Genomic DNA, 23,951 nt, shown 5'->3' with positions numbered 1-23,951 from the left:
TCAGTGTAGGAGCCTGATAGACACCCTTCAAATCATTCATAAAAGCCTTAATGTCCTTGTAAGAGACGAATTTTGTCGTGTAACGGATCTGATGGACGATGCAGCGCTGGACTTCGGCCTTGGGATATACGGCGCTTATCGCATCTGCAAAGCCTGTCAGGCCGTCGACGGAGATAATGAAAATATCTTCGGTACCGCGATTACGGATCTCGTTAAGGACACCGACCCAGTACTTGGCGCTCTCATTTCCGCCGACCCACAGGCCAAGGACTTCACGATGCCCGTCCAGTCTTGTCCCAATAGCAACATAAACGGCTTTCTTGACGGTTCGGCCGTCCTGCCTCACATTGAAATGCACGGCGTCCATAAAGACGACTGCATACTTTTTGGCCAGCGGCCGGTTCTGCCATTCTTTGGCAATCGGCAGAATTCGATCCGTCATTCGCGAAATCATTTCAGCAGAGGCATCCACACCGTAGATAGACTGCAGGTGAGCCGAGATATCCCGGGTCGTCATGCCTTTTGCATACATGGACAGGACCTGATCCTCTATATTTGAGATATCGGTCTGGTTCTTTTTGACTGACTGCGGTTCGAAGTCACCCTTGCGGTCTCTGGGGACGTCGATCGGGATATCTCCGGCCGAAGAGGTGACTGTTTTAGGGCTGTAGCCGTTGCGGCTGTCATCTGTATGCTTGTTCTTGTAGTCATATTTGCTGTAACCGAGATGGTCATCCATCTCGGCTTCCAGCATCTGCTGGATCGTATCTCCGAGAAGATCCCTCAGCATAGCCTGTACGTCCTGGGCGTCTTCCGGTTTGTAGTGGGAAAGGAGACTCTGAATAAGCGCTTTTCTTTCCGGTGTCAGTTTTCTCTGTCTTGCCATAAAAATATCCTCCTGGATTGAATTTATCTTAACACCAATCCAGGAGGCTTGCTTTCTTCTCTATGGAGTTTACACAGAATTTGTTATACTCTCTACCAGTTAAAATACTTACATATCCAGTCAAAAGTATATGTCATTGTGCGACCGAAAAGTTCATTATTTAGCAGGCCAAATACGACGAGCACGAGAGTTAGGGCTATAGAACCATAAAAGACTACATTATCTTCTTTGTTTTCTTGCATTTACAACACTCCTTCCAACTAAAAAATAGTGCACATATTGCGTTAAAAAAGCAGGCGCGCCGTGTTGGTTCGATATAAGGACGTCATCACGACGCGCAACGCAAATATCGCTTATTTTTCAAGCCATGTTTTACCCGCATCCGGCAGTATCTCTGGGAACATAGCGCGAATCTCCGCTTCAGCCTCTGGGTCGATCTGGTCGGTCTTATGGTTCATGAGAATATCCATAGTCATCTTCCTCGCTTTTTCGTTATAGGCCGGACGTCCGGCAGCATCCCACGACGCGAAAGTTTTCCTGTCAGCAAGTTTTGGATAATAGAATTCGCTTCTCGTGTATTTCGTCGTGAGCGGGTCGTCAAGAAATACGCCGCCAATGCCGACATTACGGAAGGAATCAAGGGCAAGGCGCTCTGCGTCGACCTCTATCCCCTGGAGGACACGTTTCGACATGCCAACAACCTCATTTGCGACTACAAAATTCTCGAGACAAAGAGTAAGTCCGCCTTCGAGCAACCCGAACGAGCCGTGCATGTTGTTTGAACCTGACATCGCACCCAGTACTATCCCCATGCCCATCTCTATGCCAAGCTGCGTATCCATGACTTTTGAATCGCACATACCGCAAATCGAATAATTCGGTATATCGTACCACTGCGCCAATTGGTTGATTGCGCAGTTCTGCATCCAGCCTTCGACAGAAGCGAAACAGAAAGCCCCATCCCTGTGGTCAACTGTCATCGGGACCGCGGAATAAAAACATGGATGGCCGGGCTTTTTAAGCTGCGTTGTTATCACCGTCATGAGCGCCTCAACGTTGCTAAGCACAAGCTGCGCTGCGAGCGTGCCAGGGCATGTCGTGCCGACAGTAGAGGCCGTCGGCGAGGCGATTGGAAACCCATAGTCGATTCCCAGAAGGAGAGTTTCCGTCCACTTCGCATCCATTATAAACGGGCTGATAACACCACAGACCAGTGTGATAAAAGGCCGTTCTCTAAATGCGTCTTCTTTGCCGAGGATAATATTAGCCATTTTATAAAGTTTGGGAACGCTTCCAGGATGGTAAGGCCCGGTACAGATATGTTTTGAGCTGTTCTTCGTCATTATGAAGTATCTGTTGAGATCCGGAGCGTCCTTGCTCAATTCGCTCGGAAAGCAGCAACTTTGAATCAGGTCGCAGTTCTCTAGGGCGTCGCAGAGGCGAATCCCGGCGGCCAGGTCATAGATGTTAGGGGCTCGGTGTTCGCCAGTCTCAAAATCCCAAACTCCTACGGCCTCAGCCGACGGACCTCCATAGAAACGGTATGGCCCCTGTTGGACATTATTCTTCGCTACGCGCCCGTATTGCGTAAATTCACCGGGGGCGCGCTTGATACACTCCTCGACTATCTCGCGGCCAACCTTGCAGACTCCCGTTACATCGTCCACGACCGCACCGGCCTTCCTCCAGTATTCGCGCGCCGGCGCGTATTTAATACATACGCCTATCTCCTCGAATATCTTAAGGGATGCTTCGTGGATCATCTGCATTTGCTCCTCCGTCAAAGGACGGTAGAGTTTTCCCTCGTATATCTTTTTTTCAACTTCTTTGTTCGCTCTCCGGAATTTAGACATAGTTACTCTCCCTCAACATTCTTTTTTATCAGTCTCAAAAATTTGACGGCATTCAGACCGCACCCACAAGTTTTTTGGCCACGCTGACGCATTCGCTGGCGTCGGCGGAATAGTTTGCGTCTATCTTTTCCGCAAAGGACGGCGATGTAGGGGCGCCTCCTATCATAACTTTGACCTTGTCGTAAAGCCCTTCTTCTTTGAGTATGTCGATGACCTCTTTCATATTCGCCATCGTCGTAGTCAGCATAGCGGACATCCCTATAATCGCCGGCTCAAATTCCTTAATCTTGTCTACGATCTCTCTGGCCGGGCGGTCCACGCCTATGTTGATAACTTCAAAACCGGCGCCTTCAAGCATAAGCCCGCATAGTTTTATCCCGATATCGTGCAAATCCCCCTCTACGGTCACCGTGACAATCCTCCCGATGGATTTAACATCATCGGCCACAAGCTGCGGCTTAATTATGTCTATACCGGCCTGCAACGCGTTGGAAGCCACAAGCACCTCCGGGACAAACATTTCTCCCTCTTTGAAGAGTACCCCCACCTCGTTCATGCCGGCGATAAGCGCCTTATTCAATATTTCTCCGGCACCGATTCCTTCCGCGACCGCCTTGTTGACAAGGGATACAACTTTGCTTTTCTCCCCGTCTATGACAGCCTCCATAATTTCATCAAAAAGCTCCTCTTTCATTGCAATTACTCCTCCTGACTTCGCCTCTGCGCGCACTGCATCGCGCAAGCACTTATTTTTGACAATAAAACAACAGTCGCATCAGCAGGCAACGCCTGATGCAAAAGCCGCAATCGAACATATATACAAGACGTCTAAAATTTGTATATATTCTCCGAATTATGCCGGCTAAAATTAAAACAATTTTATATAATTCATAAACGCCTATCCTTAATTACAATAAAAATTATAAATGCAGGAACTAATATATGTATATTGAACAAAACGTGAAAGTGATTGGGCAAATCCTTTAAAATATCATAACTATATATACATATGAATAAATTAAAATGCACGTCTACCGCCATGTATGTCTATAACGTGATCCAGACGGCTTTTGATAATAGACTCCATCCTCGTATCGTCTTCTTTTGGAGAAGTCAGCACCGCATGCTCGACGGAAATCGGGGCCACAATGCTGACTATAGTCCCTTCGTCCGGCGCGGAGACGATACTGAACTGACCGCCTACCGATTTCAGCCTTTCTCTGATACTAAAGAGCCCCATGCCGGAAAAGTTTCTAAAATCCTTTTCCACCGGAGTGTGAAAACCTATACCGTCGTCCTCCACCACAACCTGATACTTTTTAGCTCCGCGCCGAATACGCACAACAACGGAGGAAGCCTTCGCGTGCTTCGCAATGTTGACAAAAAGCTCGCGCACCATCTGGAAGAGCAGTATCTTAGTATCTTCAGGGAGTTTGCCTTCCTTCCCCGACGACTGAAACTCATATCTTATGCCCTGCTTAGAGAAGAAATCCTCGCCCAAAGATTCGAGCGCCGCCTCAAGCCCTACATCGTAGAGCAGCGTAGGGCTTATCTCAAATGTAAAGGAACGCACCTCTTTTACCAGCTTCTCCATTTCCGCAGCAACTTCATCTACTTCTCGCCGCAGGTCGCTATCCTTGCACATTTCGTAAAGCCTGCGCAACGCCCTTACCATTGTGACCATCGAATAGCCGATTCTGTCGTGTAGTACGGTGGCAATAGAGCGGCGCGTCCTCTCCTCGGCCAGGGTCAACCTCGCCGTAAGGCTGCGAAGGTCTTCTCTGTATTTGAGCAGCAACCGTTCTTTTTCCTTGAGTGAGAATGTGAGGCGATACCACTCGCTCTTGTCCTTGAGAATGACCACGAGTTTGCCTGGGTAGGGCATAAAGGCGAACATTTGGTAATATATACCGGGAATGGATGTGCAGGTGCCCTCAAAATAGTTTGAACGCGGCTCATGTCGAGAGACACTTCTGCCGCATCCGGCGCGCGCAACTTTAATCATGAGATTCCAAAAGCCCCGCTCCATCTCGTTCGCCCATATTTCAGAATAGAGACGCCCTATTATCGCATCACGCGTGAGACCATTCGTAGTAATATAGGCATCGTTGACATTTTCAAGCACGAAATCGACCGGCTCTCCTTCGTCGTTTTCGACGATACAGTAAATTGCGACCTGGTCGAAGATACTGCTGAATATGGCTCTGAGTACGGCATCCATCCCGCTGTCATTCATCGAGATTAACGGCCCCCTCTCTTATGGCAAATCTCATAAGGTCTGTGAGGTTTTCGCATCCGAGCTTCTGCATAAGGCTGCGCCTGTGCGAATCAACTGTGTTGCGGCTGATGCAGAGCCTTTGGCATATCATTCTGGTATCGGCCCCTTCCGATATCAGCGAGAGCACTTCCCTCTCTCGTACCGAAAGGTCGTTAAGATGTGCGGAGTCGGGGATCGGCATGTCAAGTTTCCTTATATAGTCCCTGACGATAAGAGTACTTACGGGCGGACTTAGGTATATTAGGCCAGAAAGAACAATCTTTACAGCATCTATGACCTCTTTGGAGTCGGAATCCTTCAGAAGATAGCCATCCGCACCGGCCTTCAATGCCTCTATTATCATGCGGCGGTGCAGATGCATCGTCAGGATAAGCACCTTCGTATCCGGCAGATCCAGCTTGATTATCTTGGTAACGTCAATACCGTTCATATCAGGCATAGTAATATCAAGAATAACAAGATGCGGGCGCGCCATTCTTATAACGCCAATCGCACTTTCTGCGCTATAAGCTCTCCCAACGATGGCGAAGTCTTCAACGGAAGCCAAAATGCCGTCCATACCCTCGAGAAACAACCTATGGTCGTCAACGATAACAATTTTCTTTTTCAAGCTCATCTCCTCCTTCTAATACCAAGATGCAAACTCAAGTTTTATTTATATCAGCAAAATATAATATAAAAAATAAAACCTATATTTAATATTTATAATAAAAAATATTCTTCATAATAATTTTATCACACATGAACAATTAGAGTATAATAACAAACGGCGACTTTATGATATTTTACTCACTGAAGGTCAGGCTGTCTTGATATCGCCCACGCGCTGATGGTATAAAAATATAAAGGCCTTCCGCGTTTTCCTGCGGAAGGCTTTCTCGTTTACGGCTTTAGCTCTTTTAAAGCGCGCTGACGCCGCCGCTAATATCCGAGCTCCTCGCCGACTATTATCACATGGCACTCGCGCCCGATCGGCGCGCGTTCCAACAGCATTACGATACGGCACAGCCTGTCTTCGCTATCGCAGTCGGAGCAGCGGCCGGTGACGGCGCAGGGCGTCCTGCGCGCCAGGCGCAGCGCGTTCGGCGGCGTCGCGACATTGCGTGCGCGTTTCAGCGCCGAGTGGACATCCGGCGTGATCTTGTTGACGCCGATGATATAAATGACCTTGCCGGGCCCCCACGACATCCCCGCTGTGCGGTTGCCGGTGCCGTCGACGTTAACGATCGTGCCGTCCATCGCGAGCGCGTTCGCGCTGGTCAGGAACCAGTCCGCGCTCAGCTCGCCGATCATCGCCGCCCTCCGCTCCTCCGGGGTCATGCCGGGCAGCCAGTGCTCGCTGATGCGGCAGCCCTTTTCTTCGAGCCGCTCCGGCAGGCCGAGTTCGCGCACGGTAACCGTTCCGGGAATGCCGACCGAGGCGCCGTCTGCTATCATTTCGAGCACGCGCTCACAGGCAGCCTCCCCGTCGTCCGCATACTGGGCGCGGAACCCGCGCGCGGCGAGCGCCTTACAGACGGTCTCGCCAAGCTGTTTGTTGCTTTTCTTCTTCGCTTCGGATATGTCCATACCTCTCACCCTCTTAAACTAATTGCAGTTTTTTGCAGCGTCTACCGCCGCCCCTTTAAGCAAGCCTGCCCCGGTATTTTTCCCAGTCGGCGTTGAACTGCGCTATCCCCTTCGCCGTGAGCGGATGTTCAAACATCATCTTCAACACCTTGAAGGGGACGGTGGCTATGTCGGCGCCGGCTCTGGCGCACTCGCGCACGTGCGCAGGATGGCGTAGGCTCGCGGCGATGATTTGGCTGCCGATGCCGTAGCCGGCGAAGATTTCCGCGATATCGCGGACGAGGGCGAGCCCATCCTCGCCGATGTCGTCCAGGCGGCCTACGAAGGGGCTGACGTAGGCCGCACCCGCTGCGGCCGCAAGCAAAGCCTGGTTGACGCTGAAGATGAGCGTCGCGTTAGTCTTTATGCCGCGCGCGGCGAGCTCTTTGACGGCGCCGAGGCCGTCTGGACACATCGGCACTTTTACCACCACCTGCGGGTGTATCTTCGCAAGCTCGATCGCCTCGGCGACGAGCCGGTCTCTCTCGAGCGAGACCGCTTCGGCGCTGACCGGGCCGTTTACGGCCTCCGCTATCTCGCGCACGCGGGCGTAAAAGTCGATGCCGCCCTCTTTCGAGACGAGGGTCGGATTCGTCGTGACTCCGCTGATGACCCCCCACGAACACGCCGCCTTTATCTCGTCTATGTTCGCCGTATCGAGAAAAAATTTCATGGCGAAGGCCTCCCCTTCATGGATTTTTATTCATTAATTATAGCAGATTGACGTAATTTTTAGCATCTCCGGTCCGGATAGCTCATAATTCTCTCGCTCGGATATATAGAGGCGCATGACAGCGAAAAGGGCAGCCGCACAGGCCGCCCCTCTCTTTATCGGAAAATGCCTCTATATTTCGTAAGCTTCCGGCGCATCCTGCTCGTCCTGGCCGATGTTCACAAGGTTTTCCCTTGAGAATTTGTTCGGAAGGAAGTCTTTCGCGACCTGCGGGAAGAGTATGTAGGAGAGCAAGTCCTCCGGCTGCGTACACCATACGCCTATTTCTTTTTTCGCCGCTTCAATCTCGGGCGGAATCTTTTCGCCCGGGCGGCAGGTGATAGGCTTTTCGTCGCCGAGCACCAGCTTCTGAATCTCGGGGTCTACCGGCGCCGGCGTCTTGCCGTAGTAGCCGCGGAAGTACTGCTGGACTTCGTGCGGGACCATCTTCCAGCGCTTGCCCGTTATCACGTTCATCGCGGCTTGCGTTCCGACTATCTGGCTCGTCGGCGTCACAAGAGGCGGATAGCCCATCTCCTTGCGCACGCGCGGCACCTCTTCCATGACCTCAGCGAACTTTTCAAGGCATCCACCCTCTTTAAGCTGACTCTGAAGGTTGGAATACATTCCGCCCGGTATCTGATAAAGGAGTATGTTGACGTTGACGCCGGAGACGCCCATGATGATGTCCTTGTATTTCTCGTGAAGCGCTTGATAGTGTTTCGCGACAGGCAGCAGTTTCTCGAGCGACAGCTCTGTGTCGAGCGGGCCGCCGGCGAGGGCCGCAACTATCGTCTCCGTTGCGGGCTGGCTCGTGCCCATAGCGAAGGGGGAGATAGCGCAGTCGACGACGTCGGCGCCGGCTTCGAGCGCGGCCAGATAGCTCATGGCCGCCATGCCGCTCGTGTAGTGGCTGTGAATCTGCACGGGCAGGTCTACCCTTTTCTTTATCGCCTTTACGAGAGCCGAAGCCGCTACGGGGGAGAGAAGCCCCGCCATGTCCTTGATGCATATCGAGTCGGCCCCCATATCGGCCATGTCGCGCGCCTGCTTTGCAAAGAGGTTGAGCGTGTGCACCGGCGATATCGTATAGGAGATAGTCATCTGCAGCTCTCCGCCTTCTCTCTTGACGGCGTCCGCCGCTATCTCCATGTTGCGCAGGTCGTTCAGCGCGTCGAAGACGCGGACGATGTCGACGCCGTTGCCTATCGCGCGCTTGACGAACTCGCGCACGACTTCGTCGGAATAATGGCGGTAGCCGACTATGTTCTGCCCGCGCATCAGCATCTGCGTCTTAGTCTTTCTGAGGCGTTTCTTGATTTTGCGCAGCCTCTCCCACGGGTCCTCGCCTAAAAAGCGCATCGCGGCGTCGAAGGTGGCCCCTCCCCACATCTCTATCGAATGATAGCCTACCTCGTCCATCGCCTCGCAGATCGGCAGCATGTCGTCGGTGCGGAGGCGCGTCGCCATGATCGACTGGTGGGCGTCGCGGAACGCGGTCTCCGTTATGCCGGCGCGGCGTTTGGGCTTAGGCGTCGGCGCTTCGGGCTTTTTGTTCTCCTCCACCGCGATGCGCGGGGCCGTCTTCGCCTCTTCCGACGCGCCGGTAGTGACCTTAGTCGCTATTACCATGCCGTTTTCTGCCTTAATCTTTTTTTTGATTTCAACTTCGGACATTCTTTGTCATCTATCCTTCCATTTTCATATCGGCGAGATATTTGTAAAGACGCCATCTGTCTTTTAAAGATTTCTTTTCTTCTTCGAGGAGGAGCGCGGCCTCTTCCGGAGCCGTGGCCTTCAAGCTCTTGTATCTAACTTCGTTGTAGACGTACTCTTCAAGCGGCAGCGTCGGCTCTTTGGAGTCTATGATGAGAGGGTTTTTACCTGCCGCAGCAAGTTCCGGGTTGTATCTCATGAGTATCCAGTGGCCGCTTTCCACGGCTTTTTTCTGCTGGTCGAGCCCCTTTACCATGTCTATGCCGTGCGCTATGCAGTGGCAGTAGGCTATTATTATGGACGGCCCGTCGTAGGCTTCGGCCTCTTCGAATACTTTGACTGTATGCGCGTCGTTGGCCCCTATGGCCACTCTTCCCACGTATACGTCGCCGTAGCTCATGGCCATCATCGCAAGGTCTTTTTTGCCCATGCGCTTGCCTGCCGCAGCAAATTTAGCTACCGCCCCCCTCGGCGTGGATTTGGACGCCTGTCCGCCGGTGTTGGAGTAGACTTCCGTGTCGAGGACGAGGATGTTTACGTTTTTGCCCGACGCTATTACGTGGTCGAGCCCTCCGTAGCCTATGTCGTAGGCCCAGCCGTCTCCTCCTATGGCCCACACGGATTTTCTCGCAAGGTTGTCTATTACGCTTTCAAGTTCTTCTCCCTCGGGGCTCCAGTTGTGCGCCAGGTAGGTTTTTATTTCGGCTATTTTGCCTTCTACGTCGTGGATCTGTTCGGTCGTGCGCTGCGGAGCTTCAAGTATTTGTTTTACTTTTTCTTCTCCGAGTTCGGGGGCCATTTTGGTTATGAGTTCTTCGGCGTACTGTTTGTGTTTGTCTATCGTGAGACGGAAGCCGAGGCCGAATTCCGCCGCGTCTTCAAAGAGCGAGTTGCTCCACGCCGGCCCTTTGCCTCTGTCGCTCACCGCCCACGGGGTGGTCGGCAGGTTGCCACCGTATATGGATGAGCAGCCTGTCGCGTTGGCTATTATCGCCCTCTCTCCGAAGAGCTGGGAGAGGAGCTTGAGGTAGGGGGTCTCTCCACAGCCGGCGCAGGCGCCGGAGAATTCAAAGAGCGGCCTCAGTAGCTGGACGTCTTTTACTGTGGCGGTGTCGAGTTTGGTCCTGTCCGCCTCGGGGAGGGAGAGGAAGTAGTCCCAGTTGGCCTTTTCCGTCTGCCTTAAGGGCATCTGGGTTTTCATCGCGAGCGCTTTGTCTTTTTCTTCCGTCTTCGTTTTGTTGACGGGGCAGTTGTGGACGCAGAGGCCGCAGCCTGTGCAGTCTTCGGGCGCCGTCTGTAGGGTGAAGCTTTGCCCCTGGAAGTTTTTCCATTTGGCCTCCGTCGCTTTGAAGGTTTCCGGCGCGTCTTCGAGCAGCCGCCCGTCGTAGACTTTTGAGCGTATGGCCGCGTGCGGGCATACGAGGACGCATTTGCCGCACTGGATGCAGGCGTCGGGGTTCCATACGGGGATGTCTATCGCTATGTTGCGTTTTTCGTATTGGGTGGTGCCGCTCGGGTATGTGCCGTCTTCAGGGAGGGCGGACACCGGGAGGCTGTCTCCTTCGAGGGCCATCATGGGGCCCAAGACGTTTTTGACGAATTCGGGAGCGTCGTCCGCCACGGGCGGGTTTATATCGAAGGCGCTCGTGGCTTCGCCGGGCACTTTGACCTGGTGGAGGTTGTCCAGCGTCTCGTTCACCGCGTTTATATTTTTGTCTACTATGGCCTGCCCTTTTCTTATGTAGCTTTTGATTATCGAGTTTTTGATGGCTTCTATCGCTTTGTCCTGGGGCAGTATGCCGCTTATCGCGAAGAAGCAGGTCTGCATTATCGTGTTGGTGCGGGAGCCCATGCCTGTCTCTTTGGCGATTTTTACCGCGTCTATCACGTAGAATTTGAGTTTTTTGTCTATTATATGTTTCTGATAGCTGTAGGGGAGCTTGTCCCATATCTCGTCGGGGCCGAAGGGGCTGTTCAGCAGGAAGGTGCCCCCTTCGGCCGCGTTTTTGAGTATGTCTAATTTTTCGACGAAGCTGTATACGTGGCAGGCCGTGAAGTTGGCTTTGTTGATGAGGTAGCTGGCGTATATGGGGTCGGGGCCGAAGCGCAGGTGGCTTACCGTTATCCCTCCGGATTTTTTGGAGTCGTAGCTGTAGTAGCCCTGCGCGTAAAGCTCCGTTTCCTGCCCTATTATTTTTATGGAGTTTTTGTTGGCTCCCACAGTGCCGTCCGAGCCGAGCCCGTAGAAGAGGCAGCGGATCGTTTTGGGGTTTTCTGTGTCGTATGACGGATCGTAGGGCAGGCTCGTGTATGTTACGTCGTCTTCTATGCCTATCGTGAAGCTGTCTTTAGGCTGGAGTTTTTTGAGTTCGTCGAATACTCCCTTGACCATGGCGGGGGTGAAGTCTTTGGAGGAGAGGCCGTAGCGTCCTCCGACGACCGTTATGCCGCTGCCGTTGAGCGCTTCTTTGACATCCGCGCAGAGCGGCTCGCTTATGGCCGCCGGGTCTTTGGAGCGGTCGAGGACCGCTATTTTTTTGACCGTCGCGGGCAGCGCGTTTTTGAAGCGCTTGACGTCGAAGGGGCGGAAGAGGCGGACTGTGAGCACTCCGACTTTTTCTCCGCATTTGCTCATATGTTCGACTGTCTCATGGGCCACGGCGGCTCCGCTGCCCATTATGACTATTACGCGTTCGGCGTCTTCCGCTCCGAAGTAGTCGAAGAGGTGGTAGCGGCGCCCAGTGAGTTTGGCGAATTTGTCCATCGCGCCCTGGAAGATGTCGGGCATGGCCGCGTAGTAGGCGTTGGCTCCCTCTCTTGTCTGGAAGAAGACGTCCGGGTTCTGCGCCGTGCCGCGGACGAAGGGAGCGTCGGGCGAAAGCCTGTTGTATCTGTGTTCGCGCACGAGCTCGTCGTCTATGCAGGCGCGCATCGTGTCGTAGGATATTTCTTCTATTTTCATTTCTTCGTGGCTCGTACGGAAGCCGTCGAAGAAGTGAAGCACCGGCACCCTGCCTTCGAGCGTGGCCATCTGCGCTATGAGCGCGTTGTCCGTAGCTTCCTGGACGGTGGCGGAGCTGAGCATGGCCCAGCCCGTGTTGCGCACGGCCATTACGTCGGAGTGGTCTCCGAAGATGGAAAGCGCGTGCGTCGCCAGGCTCCTTGCCGTCACGTGCATTACGGTGCTCGTGAGCTCACCCGCTATTTTGTACATGTTGGGGATCATGAGCAGCAGCCCCTGCGACGCGGTGAAGGTGGTGCCAAGCGCCCCCGCCTGGAGAGCTCCATGGTACGCGCCGGACGCGCCGGCTTCGCTCTGCATTTCCGCCACAAGGGGCACCGTGCCCCAGATGTTGGGGCGCCCTTCCGCGGACCACTGATCAGACCATTCGCCCATCGGCGACGACGGCGTTATCGGGTAGATGGATATTACTTCGTTCACAGCGTGCGCTACGTGCGCCACCGCCTCGTTGCCGTCCAGCGTTACCATCGTTTTCTCTCTCATTTCGCTTTACCTCCCACACTTAACTTAGCTCTGATCCCCTACATTTAGAGATATTTGCCTTAATTGTCAACCGCGATATTATTGCACATCGCGTAAAAAAACGCCATACACAAACGCAGGCCTGTAAATGAAAAAACTGCGTCCGGGGCGCAACGCCCTTATAATATCTTATATATTATAAAATATAAACAGCAAATCGAAGAGATTCCACAAAAAATCTTATAATCTCATCAACTTGAGAAGATTCAAAAAATTTTTAAAAACGACGGCCGGACGACAGCTGGAGCGGTTTTTCCCGTTCCTTGCGGCCGCCCGGCTTCACAACAATTATTTCGCGGCGTATACCGCGTCTATAAGCGTTCCGTCCCTATATTCGACGGCGGCAAGAGGCCTCTCATAGTCGAATTCTATAGTCTCCGGCACGCCGGTAAGTTTCTCCACCTCTTTTTTCAAAGAGCTTATATCGCTCACATGGAGCCCCGCTTTGGAGGCGGCTTCGAGCAGCTCCGGCCTGCGGCTGTTTATGCAGATGCCGCGCTCTGTGACTATCGCGTCCACCGTTTCGCCGGGGGTCGTTATCGTAGTGACCTTCTCCTTGATTGATGGCACTCCTCCTCTGAACGACGGGCAAACGACTATAGAGAGCTTGGCCCCCGCCGCGGTGTCTTGATGTCCTCCGGAGGCGCCGCGCAGCACGCCGTCGTTGCCGGTGAGCACGTTGACGTTGAACTCCGTGTCGACTTCCAGCGCCGCGAGTATCACGCAGTCGAGATTGTTGACGAGCGCGCCTGCGTTGAAGGGATTAGCGTACCATGACGCGTCTATCTCGATGTGGCTCGGGTTCGCCGCCATCGATTTGGTAACGACGGCATCAAACGACTGCACGTCGAATACCGTCCTGAATAGGCCTTTGTCGTGCATCGACGCCATATAGCCGCCGACACCGCCGAGCCCGAAGCTGCCCGTTATGCCCTTCTCCGTCATATATTCTTCAAGATACACAGCGACGGCGAGGCTCGCCCCGCCGACTCCCATCTGGAAGGAAAAGCCGGGCTCGACTATGCCGGAAGCCTTCATCAGCTTAAAGGAATCCTCGGCTATGCGGAGGTCTACTGGGTTGCGCGTGATGCGCGCCGCGCCGGTCGCGATCTTCGACGGGTCGCCTATGCTATCGACTACGACGACCTGGTCGACAAGGTACTGCGGTATGGATATTTTCGGCGAGAGTGGGTATTCAACGAGGTTGTCGGTGACGGCTATCACATGGGCGGCGTTTCTCGCGTCGATTATCGAGTAGCCGAGGGAACCGCAGGCGGAGGGGCCGTAACAGCCGCTGATGTTGCCGAGGCAGTCGCAGGCCGGCGCGGCGAGAAAAGCGACGTCTATTTTTATCGACCCCTCTTCGATCGCACGCGCGCGCCCGCCGTGGCTGCGTATGACGACGGGAATGTTCGTTTCGCCGCTGGAGAGAAGCTTTCCCAGCTTTCCGCGTACGCCGGAAGTGTAGAGTTTCCCGATCAGCCCGCTTTTAATATAGTCGGCGACGCAGTCGTGGGCGTCGGGTATCGAGCTCGGCGCGAAGGTTAGGTTTTTGAAGCCCATTTCCTCCAGCTCTTTGAGCACCATGGGAATTACGGCGTCCCCGTTGCGCAGATGATGGTGGAAGGAAATAGTCATGCCGTCGGTCAATCCGGATTGTTCGATGGCTCTGCGCAACGAGGAAGCAACTTTATCTCTGCACGGCGCGGCCGCCTTCAAAGGCAGAGCCGCCCGCGTTTTGCCCTGAAGCCCGGTTATCGCTGAAAACGGCGCGCTGTATGGCTCAAAGGCGCCGACTCCGGGTATTTCCAAAGGAACCAGTCTTTTAAGAGAATTCAATACACTTTTCATCGACTTATCCCACCTTTATTCCGTAAAGCTCCGCGAGATCCAGCAGATGTTTCGACCTGGCGACTACTGGAGCGTCGACCATTTTGCCGTCGACGGAGACGACCCCCCTGCCTTCGCGCTTCGCCTTTTCTGCGGCTTCTACCACGCGACACGCTTTGCGCAGCTCTTTTTCGCCCGGCACGAAGGCCTTGTGTATCACAGCCACCTGGCTCGGATGTATGCAGGCCTTGCCTGTGAAGCCGAGCCCGACTATCTCTTTGGTCTCGCGGAAGAGCCCTTCATTGTCCTGAAGGTCGGCCCATACCGTGTCATAGGAATCGATGCCGGCCGCATGTGCCGCCGCTGAGACCCTGCATCTGGCGTAGAAGAGCTCCCGCCCTTCTTTCGTCTTCTGTACCCCCATATCGGCGGTGAAATCCTGTCCTCCGATGGTCAGAGCCGTAACACGCGGAGAGACGGAGGCGATGGCATACGCCATCTCAAGGCCGAGCGCCGTCTCTATCATCGCGTGGATCTTCACCGCTCCAGTGCGCATGCCGTTTTTAAGTTCTATCTCCGTGATCCTATCGTCGGCCTCCAGCACGTCCTGAGGGCCGTTGCACTTAGGCAGGCGCACCGCGGCGGGAGCGCAGGGGATTATCTCTTCAAGGTCTTTTTCAAAGAACTCCGTGTCGGCGCCGTTTATCCTGACCGTCACGAAGAGGTCTTTAAAATCAAATCTCTGCAGGAACGTGGCGACCATCCTCCGCGCGGCGTCTTTCTCCGTAAGCGCCACCGCATCCTCGAGGTCAAGCAGTATGCTGTCGGCCCCGAAGATCGGCGAGTGCTGAATCATTCCGGGAGAATCCCCCGGTATGTATAACATCGAGCGGCTTGGCTTCATCACTTCGCCTCCTTTGGGCTCTCGTTTGTAGCATATTTCCACCACGAAGCAAGGGCGGCGCTGCCCAAATCCGAATTCGCCGCCGATTCCGGACATACCGGCGCCGGGCGTTCCTCTTCAGACGCACGCGCAAGCGCCGTCTCAAGGCGCGCCCTGATCGTTATTTCGATGGCGCCCTGGTCCTGAATCGCTATTTTCACGCCCTTGACGTTGTTTTCCCTCAATATTTCGTCGACGAGCCTATTCGTCCTCTTCGCAAAAATCACGCTATTTGCGCCGCGATATTCCACTTCCGTAGCCTCCGATGGAGAGACCGTAACATGGCAGTCCGAAGATTCCAGCGTTCCAGCGCCGGCGGCGCGAACAATTATCATAGTTGTAAACCACCTTTCATCTGCAATATAGTGTCAGCCGTAAGGCAGCGTTCACTTTCCTCCCGCATTATAGCCTTTTTGCTATCGCTCCGAGGAATTCCTCCGTCGTCAGGGATTTTTTATTCGGGGCCTCAGAGATGGAGAATATGTCTTTGGTCATTTCGCCCGCCTCTATCGTCTCGATTGCGGCCTTCTCAAGCCGGCCGGCAAATTTTTGCAATTCTTCGTTGCCGTCCAGTTCTCCGCGCTTTCTGAGCGCGCCGCTCCACGCGAAGATCGTGGCCATCGGGTTAGTCGAGGTCTTCTTCCCTTCGAGATATTGATAGTAGTGGCGCGTCACCGTACCGTGCGCCGCTTCGTACTCGTATATGCCGTCGGGGGAGACGAGCACCGAAGTCATCATCGCAAGGCTGCCGAAGGCCGTCGCGACCATGTCGGACATTACGTCGCCGTCGTAGTTCTTGCATGCCCAGATAAAGCCGCCCTCTGAGCGGACGACCCTCGCCACCGCGTCGTCGATAAGGGTATAGAAATAGGTTATCCCCGCCTTTTCAAAGTCGGCCTTGTACTCTTTGGCAAAGATGTTTTCAAATATCAGCTTGAACGTCTGGTCGTACTTCTTGGAGATAGTGTCCTTGGTCGAAAACCAGAGATCCTGTTTGGTATCCAGCGCGTACTTGAAGCAGGAGCGGGCAAAGCTCGATATGGACTTTTCAAGGTTGTGCATCCCCATGGCCACGCCGGGACCCTTATATGTGAAAACAGTCTCTTCCTGCCGCTTGTCTTTATCTCCGTCGGCGGGCTCGAAAACCATCTTCAGGGTTCCGGCGCACGGGATATTCATCTCGACATCCTTGTATATGTCGCCGTAGGCGTGACGGGCTATGGTGATGGGGTTCTTCCACGTCCTCACGGTGGGGTGGATGCCCTTTACCATGATGGGCGTGCGGAATACCGTACCGTCGAGGATTGCCCTTATCGTCCCGTTCGGGCTCTTCCACTGCTTTTTCAGCTTATACTCCTCGACGCGCTGCGCGTTCGGGGTTATAGTCGCGCACTTCACAGCTACTCCGTACTTCTTCGTCGCCTCGGCGGCGTCGACCGTTATCTGGTCGTCCGTCTCATCGCGGGATTTCAGGCAGAGATCGTAATATTCCGTCTTCAGCTCAACATAGGGCAGAATAAGCGTATCCTTTATCTGCTTCCACAGGACCCGCGTCATCTCGTCTCCGTCCATTTCAACGATCGGTGTAGTCATCCGTATTTTCGACATGCTCTTCTTCTCCTTTGTTTTTGTTTTCCGATTTTTATTCGTTCGCGTAGTGATTCATCAGGCAGCCTGCAAGAATCACCGCACGGTCGTCCTCGCTGAGCCCCGGCATCGCGAGCGTTATCTTTTTCTTCGCGCCGTCTTTGCCGATCAGCTGCGCCTCGACTTTATCTTCGCCGCCTGCGACGGCTTTGCGGATCCCCGGTATGAATACCCACTGTTCCGTCTCGAATTTATCCCTGTCGCCTTTGTCCGCGATGAACGGTATCATGCCCCAGTTGATAAGGTTGCTGCGGTAGCGCTTCGTCGCGTACTCCTCGGCGATATTCGCCTGCCCGCCGAGCACCTTCTGAGAAGATGCCGCCTGTTCGCGCGCCGAGCCGTCGCCGGGTTTGACCGCGAATATCAGGCTGCCTATCATCGTCTCCCCGGCCGCGCCGGAAACGCCGGCAATCTCGAAGAGCTTCTTAACTTCGCAGGGCAGGGGCTTTCCCTTTTCAACCGCTTCCCTGCGCGCGATATCGAGCTGCTCGGCTTCTTTGGCGCGCTTCACGTAAAGCGGATCCTTACGCGAAAGCGCGAACTGCGCCAGCTTTATCGGATTTGAGCGCAGCGAAGACGTCTCTCCTGACGGTATCAGCTCGTCCGTAGTCGTTACCGGGTCCGTTATCACTGACGCCATCATAAGAAGCAGATTCTCCGCAAGCGGCCAGACCTTCGGCCACGGCTTGATGTTCGGCCCGTATATCAGCTCAACATCGTCGTCGCCCTTGCCGTAGCCATGGAAGACCTTCTTCTTATATATATCGCCGCAGAAGCTGTAAGGCATCTCATGAAGGAGCTCCCCGTAACGCTCGGCCGACGTCAGCACGCCGCCGTTTGCCGCGGTCGCGGCTATAGAGCGCGCGTCCATCAGAGCTACGGACGATATCTGCCCCTCCCCCGGCTTGGAGCCTTCGCGGTTCGGGAAATTCCTCGTCGTGTGGCGGATGGAAAAGCCGCGGTTCGCCGGCGTGTCCCCTGCGCCGAAGCAGGGACCGCAGAAAGCGGTCTTCACTACCGCGCCGGCCTCGATAAGGTCGGCTATCGAGCCGTTGTTGGTAAGCGCCAGCATGGCCGGCTGGCTTCCGGGATAGATGCTCAGCGCGAACTCGCCGCTGCCCGTGCTGCGCCCTTTCATGATCTGAGCCGCCGCGACGACATTGTCGAAGGTGCCGCCGGAGCAGCCGGCTATTATCCCCTGGTCCACGTGAATCTTTCCGTTCTCGTCTATCTTTTCCGTGAGGCCGAGGTCAAGCTCCGGATTCTCCAGCTTACGGCGCGCGTCTTCCTCTACCTTTTTCAATATCTCATGCGGATTCGCGCTGAGCTCGTCTATCGTGTAGACGCAGCTCGGATGGAAGGGAAGCGCTACCATCGGCTTGATCTTGTCGAGCTCCACCACAATAGCCGCGTCATACCACGCTGCGTCGTCGGGATCGAGCCTCTTATAGGCGTCCGGACGGCCGTGTATGTTGAAATACTCCTCTACCTTTTCATCCGTGCGCCACACGGAACTCCAGCAGGCCGTCTCCGTCGTCATCACGTCGACGCCGCAGCGGAAATCGACGGGAAGCTTTGAAACACCCGGGCCGACGAACTCCATGACCTTGTTCTTCACAAAACCGTTTTTGAAAACCGCGCCTATTATCGCCAGCGCCACATCCTGAGGTCCGACGCCCGGTTTCGGCGCGCCTGTAAGATAAACCGCGGCGACGTCGGCGCGCGGCAAATCATAGGTGCGCCCCACAAGCTGCTTTACAAGCTCCGGGCCGCCTTCCCCTACGCCCATCGTTCCAAGCGCGCCGTAGCGGGTATGGCTGTCAGAGCCGAGAATCATCCTGCCGCAGCCCGACATCATCTCTCTGACATATGAATGGATGACGGCAAGATGCGCCGGCACGAATTCCCCACCGAACTTTTTCGCGGCGGAGAGCCCGAAAAGATGATCGTCCTCGTTGATCGTCCCTCCGACTGCGCATAGCGAATTATGACAGTTCGTCATGACGTACGGCACGGGAAATTTTTTCATGCCGCTTGCAAGCGCCGTCTGTATTATGCCGACGTAGGTGATATCGTGCGACGCAAGGCTGTCGAAACGAAGCCTGTAATCATCCTCTGTGCCGGAGGCGTTGTGTTCCGCGATGATCTTGGCCGCTATCGTTCCGCGCGCGGCGCTCTTCTTATCGAAGGACGGCTTCTCCGGCAGCTCAAGCCCCGCGGCGCGAAGCTCTTCGCTGAGCTGCGGAACGCTCTTCTTATCGGCGTCCTCCACCAGAACCGCTCCCTTTAAAAGCCAGGCGCCTTTCCCGAACAATTTAATCAAATCATTCATCCTCCCTCATATTTTCAGCATTAGTCATGCTATCCGCATGACGCCTAACCAACGTTTTAAACGACGCACACTGAGATGAATCTTTTTCCCGCCTCCCTGCTTCATTAAATGTACTAAAGTAAATATAACATCTTAACATTTATTAGTAAAATCATTTTATTGTCAAGATATAATACGCCATCTGCCGCAGGGGCTGGGAATAAAAAAGCCGCCTGCATAAACCAAGATTCCGCGCAGACAGCAACAACGTTCACCGCACATTCTAAGACGATGATACACGAAACATAATCCGCCCGCGCAGATCTATTCCCCCGGCAGCGCGAACAGGTCTCCTGGCTCCCATTCATCCTACTATCGCATCTTCCCAGAGGCCGTCCAGTGATATCGCGATTTCGTCGTGGCTACAGTGGCGGGGCCGCTTTGGTTTTTAACCAAATTCCCTTGCTTTCGCGCCGCTTGTTCTATTAAATCGAATATATCCTCTTATTTTATAAATGTCAAGCTTTTTATTAAAATTCGAGCAAAATTTCTTTTTTTGATAACAAGAGGATTACAGTATGATAAATTATTGTTTCATTCTGAAAATTATATATTTTTATATAAAACATTAGCATAAAACGTCAACTGGCCGCAAATGATAAGAAAAAGCACGCTTAGGCTGTGAAAAGGGAAAATAAAAAGCGCCGAAGCCACTCTTTCGCTGACACCGGCGTTTCGACGTTTTTACACGCCCTTGGGAACGTTTCTCAGTACAGGAGGCTAAGTCCAGGGTACTATCTTGCCCGGATTGAGTATGTTGTTTGGATCGAACGCGAGCTTCACCCGGCGGATCAGCTCGACCTGCGCCGCGTCAAGGAACTGCGGCGCGTACATAAGACGCTTGAGGCCGACTCCGTGCTCGCCAGTCAGAGTGCCTCCCAGCCTTTTGACCATGTCGTACATATCTCGGCGTGCCTTCTCGATGATCTCGCGCCAGTTTTTATTTTCCTCTTCAACGTAGAGAGTTACGTGCATGTTCCCGTCTCCGACATGACCGTAAGCGGCATACTTTACGCTGTCGGCACGGCTGATTTTCTCCAGCCCTTCCATAAAAACGGCGATCTCGCTCGCCGGTATCACTATATCTTCGTTTGCGATCTGTGTCGGAGCATACGACCACACAGCCTCGGCGGCGCTTTTGCGCCCCTTCCACAGCTTATCCCTCGTCGTCCTATTGTCGGCGACAAAGACTTCCAGGGCTCCTTCTTCCATGCAGATATCGCCTATTTTCTCTATCTCGTCAGCTAAAGATTCACGGTCGTTGCCTTCGAACTGCAAAATAAGGTGGGCCTCCGCTTCGTGAGAAAATGGAAATTTCGTCCTGAGGTATTGTTCCGTCAGCATCATGGAGCACTTGTCCATAAATTCAATGGAACATGGAATCGTCTTCCCCTTCGTTATCACGGCAGGCACTGCGTCGATAGCCCTTTTCACGCTATCGAAGGGAACAAGCAGGTCCGCTGCGAATGAATAACTCGGCAGCAGGCGTAGTATTATTTTAGTGATGATCCCAAGAGTACCTTCCGAGCCTGTCATGAGATGGACGAAGTCATAGCCGGTAACGTCTTTGCGTCTTTTGCCGCCGAACCAGGAAATAGAGCCGTCGGGCAGCACCACTTCCATGCCTAAGACGTGGTTGCCGGTAGCGCCGTATTTCACAACCTTGTTGCCGCCAGCGTTTTCCGCGACATTGCCGCCGATAAAGGAAGCGTCTCCGCTGCACGGGTCGCCAGCATACATCAGGTTGGCGGCGGCTGCCGTCTTGTTTATCTCTGCGGTGACGACGCCGGGTTCGACGGTCATCGTGAGGTTCGCCGCGTCTAATTCGAGTATTCTGTTCATCCGTTCCAGCGAGAGTTCTATTCCACGATACGCCGGGACGGCGCCGCCTGAAAGTCCTGTGCCGGCGCCGCGTGGCGTCACGGGGATGCGGTGTCGGTTCGCATATTTCATCAGTGCCGATATTTGCTCGGCGTTCTCGGCGAAACAGACGACTTCCGCTTCGTAATTTTTGTCCCACAAATGCACGGCGACTTCGTCTTTGGAATATGCCGCCACCTTTTCTTTATCTACTGAGACACCGGAGCCGCCAAATACGGAGATCAGGTCTTCGATCGTCTTTTCAGTGACCTGGGAATAAGAAAAATTCGCTTTCATCGCTGTCCCATCTCCTCCGTTATGCGCTTCGTAAGGCGCGGTAAAATATCTGCCGCATCGCCGCAGAGAGCTATGTCCGCAACCCGGAATATCGGGGCGTCTGGATCCTTGTTTATGGCTACGATCTTCTGCGCCGTCTGCATACCGGCAAGGTGCTGAACGGCGCCGGAGATGCCCGCGGCCAGGTAGAATTTGGGCGAGACTATCTTGCCCGAGAGTCCGACCTGGTGCGGATAGCCTATCCATTTGGCCTCCACCGTCGGCCTGGACGCGCCGACCCCGCCGTCAAGCAGCTCGGCCAGCCTGCGTACAATAGCGAAATTTTCCGCACGTTTGAGTCCCTTGCCCCCCGATATAATGACATCTTTATCCTGTATGTTGCTATCGCCGTCGTCGCTGTATTCCACCGACATCACTTCTATTCGGCTTTCGAAAATATCGGTCGGCACTTCGGGATATACTATCTCGCCGCCGCGTTCCATTCGCGGAGGGATTCTGAATGTCTTAGGCCGAACAGTCGACATCTGCGGCACATAGTCGGGCGTCTTTATCGTCGCCATTACATTGCCGCCTATCGCCGGCCTTGTCTGCAGCAAAAGGCCGCTCTCTTCGTCTATATCCAGTCCGGTACAGTCCGCGGTCAACCCGGTATGGAGCATAGCCGCGGCCGCCGGCAGGTAAGTACGTCCCGCCGTAGTGGCGGGAGCCAGCACTATCTCAGGAAGATATATCCCGACAATATGCGCCAGCAGCTTGGCGGCGATCTCCTGGTTGAAGTACTTCAGCGATTCATGACGCACCGCCAGCACACGGTTGACGCCGTAGTAAAAAAGGTCGGCCGGATCGTCGAGCAGCTCGTTAAAAAAAAGCAGGCAAGATACCTGTGTATCTTTCTTATCCGCAAGTTCCCTGCCCTTTCCTGCCAATTCCATCGTAACCGAATGTATCCTTCCGCGGCGCACCTCACCGCATACCATCACACCGCCGACACTTACCGAACCTCTGCGCATGCTGCAACCCCCTCCTAAAGCAAAGCGAGCTCGCGCAGCACTTCGACTACGCGTTCAAAGCCCGCGTCCAGCTCTCTGCCGCGGTAAAATTCCGTACGGCGAGCTATCTTTGGATGATTTATCCTGACCACTCTTGTCGGAGAACCGGCGAGTCCGACATCTTCCTTCGCAAGCCCCAGCTCGGCGGCGCCGAAGACTCCTATGGCGGCACGCCTCGCTTTTTTCTTGCCGCGCAGGGTCGGCATTGCCGGTTCGTTCATATCGTTGAGTACTGTAATAAGACAGGGAAGTTTGATTTTTTGCGTTTCGATCCCATCTTCGACCGTGCGCCTAACAAACGCATATTTTCCGTCACATGACAGCGAACTGACATAGGTCGAACAGGGCAGCCCCATAATAGCCGCAACTTCCGGACCGACCTGTCCGGTCTCTCCGTCGGTGGCCTTCCCGCCGGCAAGGACGAGGTCAAACGGGCCTAACCTGCCAAGCGCCATTGCCAGGGTAAGCGAGGTGCCCCAGCTGTCGGCGCCGGCGAAGAAACGGTCGGAAAGGAGGTATGCTTCGTCCGCGCCGAGCGCAAGAACCTCACGAAGCGCAATATCAGCCTGCGGTGGACCCATCGAAACGGCCGTCACGGATCCGCCATGTTCGCCGCGCAGAGACAGCGCGGCCTCAAGAGCGTTGAGGTCGAGCGGGTTTACTATATTGCCAGCCCCATCACGGATCATAGTCCCCTTTTCTGGGTCCATTTTAACCTCGTCCGAATCCGGGACTTGTTTGATTAAAACTGCCGTTTTCACCTTCATCACCTCTATTAAAAATATTTAATTATAAACTCAATAAATTTATATATGTTTATAAATAAAAACTATTAAGATGTTTTTACAAAAAAACTCTATTATTTGTATCCAAAAAAATAATAACTTAAAATCGCATATTTGCCAATAAATTCCGTATAATTTTGGATAAAATATTTTAGATTATCAGTATCCAATTATATTAATTTTTGTATTAGTAATAAAACCTTAAATAAAGATAATATATCTAAATAATCATTTTTGGACACAACCGCTAAAGTTTTTGTCATTTAAGAAAATTCCAGTCTTGCCTTCATACAGCAACATCTGTGCCATGCGGGCGAAATTAATCCAGCGAAAAGACGGCGGAGAAAATGCCGGCGCGATGCCGATGCTTATTATCTATGCAGAGATATATGATAAACGCAGCGCCGCACCCTTTCCATTTGCGAGGAGCCCTCCCGCAAAAAGCAACGTCAGCAGCCTTGCGCAAAGACGTCAGGATTACTCTGGGATTCCAGCAGACATTCTTGTCTCAGAGGGAAACGGGATATAAGCTCATCCAGAAACATTTCGTGTTCCAAGGCAAAATATACTGT

General features: G+C 53.7%; 17 protein-coding genes and 1 riboswitch. All 17 genes read right to left on the bottom strand.

The features are described from left to right. Positions 1–886, bottom strand: an 886-nt coding sequence (locus tag EH55_RS07360; protein WP_037976210.1) for an IS256 family transposase, incomplete at its 3' end; no start/stop codon positions are given. A 353-nt stretch (positions 887–1,239) separates the two neighbouring features. Then, positions 1,240–2,739, bottom strand: a complete 1,500-nt coding sequence (locus tag EH55_RS07355) for a trimethylamine methyltransferase family protein (RefSeq protein WP_037976207.1) — start codon at positions 2,737–2,739, stop codon at positions 1,240–1,242. Between the two features lie 52 nt (positions 2,740–2,791). Continuing rightward, positions 2,792–3,433 carry a cobalamin B12-binding domain-containing protein gene (locus EH55_RS07350; RefSeq protein WP_037976205.1) on the bottom strand — a complete coding sequence of 214 codons (642 nt, stop codon included), beginning with the start codon at positions 3,431–3,433 and terminating at the stop codon, positions 2,792–2,794. A 324-nt stretch (positions 3,434–3,757) separates the two neighbouring features. Then, positions 3,758–4,975, bottom strand: coding sequence for a sensor histidine kinase (locus EH55_RS13490; RefSeq protein WP_051682735.1), 1,218 nt, complete (start codon positions 4,973–4,975; stop codon positions 3,758–3,760). Beyond that, the gene (locus EH55_RS07340; protein WP_051682734.1) at positions 4,968–5,627 is read right to left on the bottom strand and encodes a response regulator; all 660 of its coding nucleotides are present in this window, start codon (positions 5,625–5,627) and stop codon (positions 4,968–4,970) included. The genes EH55_RS13490 and EH55_RS07340 overlap by 8 nt, the downstream gene beginning before the upstream one ends. A gap of 311 nt (positions 5,628–5,938) precedes the next feature. Then, entirely contained in the window at positions 5,939–6,586 is a 648-nt protein-coding gene (locus tag EH55_RS07335) for a lactate utilization protein (RefSeq protein WP_037976200.1), read from the bottom strand. A 55-nt stretch (positions 6,587–6,641) separates the two neighbouring features. After that, a complete protein-coding gene (gene fsa / locus EH55_RS07330) occupies positions 6,642–7,298 on the bottom strand; it encodes a fructose-6-phosphate aldolase (RefSeq protein ID WP_037976197.1) in 657 nt (218 codons plus the stop codon). A 171-nt stretch (positions 7,299–7,469) separates the two neighbouring features. After that, the gene (locus EH55_RS07325; protein ID WP_081839486.1) at positions 7,470–9,014 is read right to left on the bottom strand and encodes a pyruvate carboxylase subunit B; all 1,545 of its coding nucleotides are present in this window, start codon (positions 9,012–9,014) and stop codon (positions 7,470–7,472) included. Positions 9,015–9,024: 10 nt separating this feature from the next. After that, positions 9,025–12,558, bottom strand: coding sequence for a pyruvate:ferredoxin (flavodoxin) oxidoreductase (gene nifJ, locus EH55_RS07320; RefSeq protein ID WP_037976195.1), 3,534 nt, complete (start codon positions 12,556–12,558; stop codon positions 9,025–9,027). A gap of 327 nt (positions 12,559–12,885) precedes the next feature. After that, positions 12,886–14,448 (bottom strand): citrate lyase subunit alpha, encoded by a 1,563-nt coding sequence (gene citF / locus EH55_RS07315; RefSeq protein ID WP_037976193.1) that lies wholly within the window; start codon positions 14,446–14,448, stop codon positions 12,886–12,888. 4 nt (positions 14,449–14,452) lie between these two features. After that, positions 14,453–15,331 carry an HpcH/HpaI aldolase/citrate lyase family protein gene (locus EH55_RS07310; RefSeq protein ID WP_037976190.1) on the bottom strand — a complete coding sequence of 293 codons (879 nt, stop codon included), beginning with the start codon at positions 15,329–15,331 and terminating at the stop codon, positions 14,453–14,455. Beyond that, positions 15,331–15,705 (bottom strand): citrate lyase ACP, encoded by a 375-nt coding sequence (locus EH55_RS07305; RefSeq protein WP_081839485.1) that lies wholly within the window; start codon positions 15,703–15,705, stop codon positions 15,331–15,333. Before EH55_RS07305 ends, EH55_RS07310 begins: the two co-directional genes overlap by 1 nt. A gap of 67 nt (positions 15,706–15,772) precedes the next feature. Then, entirely contained in the window at positions 15,773–16,978 is a 1,206-nt protein-coding gene (locus EH55_RS07300; RefSeq protein WP_037976188.1) for an NADP-dependent isocitrate dehydrogenase, read from the bottom strand. A 34-nt stretch (positions 16,979–17,012) separates the two neighbouring features. After that, positions 17,013–19,340, bottom strand: a complete 2,328-nt coding sequence (locus EH55_RS07295) for a hydratase (RefSeq protein ID WP_037976186.1) — start codon at positions 19,338–19,340, stop codon at positions 17,013–17,015. Positions 19,341–19,654: 314 nt separating this feature from the next. Continuing rightward, a riboswitch (cobalamin riboswitch) is annotated at positions 19,655–19,815 on the bottom strand. Between the two features lie 293 nt (positions 19,816–20,108). Beyond that, on the bottom strand, positions 20,109–21,545 hold the full coding sequence (locus EH55_RS07290) for an FAD-binding oxidoreductase (protein WP_037976183.1): 1,437 nt from the start codon (positions 21,543–21,545) through the stop codon (positions 20,109–20,111). Beyond that, positions 21,542–22,555, bottom strand: a complete 1,014-nt coding sequence (locus tag EH55_RS07285) for an electron transfer flavoprotein subunit alpha/FixB family protein (RefSeq protein WP_037976181.1) — start codon at positions 22,553–22,555, stop codon at positions 21,542–21,544. Before EH55_RS07285 ends, EH55_RS07290 begins: the two co-directional genes overlap by 4 nt. A 14-nt stretch (positions 22,556–22,569) precedes the next feature. After that, positions 22,570–23,304 carry an electron transfer flavoprotein subunit beta/FixA family protein gene (locus EH55_RS07280; RefSeq protein WP_236617096.1) on the bottom strand — a complete coding sequence of 245 codons (735 nt, stop codon included), beginning with the start codon at positions 23,302–23,304 and terminating at the stop codon, positions 22,570–22,572. Between the last annotated feature and the right edge of the window lie 647 nt (positions 23,305–23,951).

This window comes from Synergistes jonesii (assembly GCF_000712295.1).
Taxonomy (GTDB): domain Bacteria; phylum Synergistota; class Synergistia; order Synergistales; family Synergistaceae; genus Synergistes; species Synergistes jonesii.
The sequence above is the reverse complement of the archived record's forward strand: the minus strand, read 5'-3'. Positions and strand labels throughout refer to the sequence as shown.

Bases quoted from the DNA above. Each gene is read 5' to 3' on its own strand.
- fsa (WP_037976197.1), bottom strand. From the start codon at position 7,298: ATGAAATTTTTTCTCGATACGGCGAACATAGACGAGATAAAGGCGGCG.
- EH55_RS07300 (WP_037976188.1), bottom strand. From the start codon at position 16,978: ATGTCGAAAATACGGATGACTACACCGATCGTTGAAATGGACGGAGAC.
- EH55_RS07335 (WP_037976200.1), bottom strand. From the start codon at position 6,586: ATGGACATATCCGAAGCGAAGAAGAAAAGCAACAAACAGCTTGGCGAG.
- EH55_RS07355 (WP_037976207.1), bottom strand. From the start codon at position 2,739: ATGTCTAAATTCCGGAGAGCGAACAAAGAAGTTGAAAAAAAGATATAC.
- EH55_RS07310 (WP_037976190.1), bottom strand. From the start codon at position 15,331: ATGAAGCCAAGCCGCTCGATGTTATACATACCGGGGGATTCTCCCGGA.
- EH55_RS07290 (WP_037976183.1), bottom strand. From the start codon at position 21,545: ATGAAAGCGAATTTTTCTTATTCCCAGGTCACTGAAAAGACGATCGAA.
- nifJ (WP_037976195.1), bottom strand. From the start codon at position 12,558: ATGAGAGAGAAAACGATGGTAACGCTGGACGGCAACGAGGCGGTGGCG.
- EH55_RS07285 (WP_037976181.1), bottom strand. From the start codon at position 22,555: ATGCGCAGAGGTTCGGTAAGTGTCGGCGGTGTGATGGTATGCGGTGAG.
- EH55_RS07325 (WP_081839486.1), bottom strand. From the start codon at position 9,014: ATGTCCGAAGTTGAAATCAAAAAAAAGATTAAGGCAGAAAACGGCATG.
- EH55_RS07280 (WP_236617096.1), bottom strand. From the start codon at position 23,304: ATGGACCCAGAAAAGGGGACTATGATCCGTGATGGGGCTGGCAATATA.
- citF (WP_037976193.1), bottom strand. From the start codon at position 14,448: ATGAAAAGTGTATTGAATTCTCTTAAAAGACTGGTTCCTTTGGAAATA.
- EH55_RS07350 (WP_037976205.1), bottom strand. From the start codon at position 3,433: ATGAAAGAGGAGCTTTTTGATGAAATTATGGAGGCTGTCATAGACGGG.
- EH55_RS13490 (WP_051682735.1), bottom strand. From the start codon at position 4,975: ATGAATGACAGCGGGATGGATGCCGTACTCAGAGCCATATTCAGCAGT.
- EH55_RS07305 (WP_081839485.1), bottom strand. From the start codon at position 15,705: ATGATAATTGTTCGCGCCGCCGGCGCTGGAACGCTGGAATCTTCGGAC.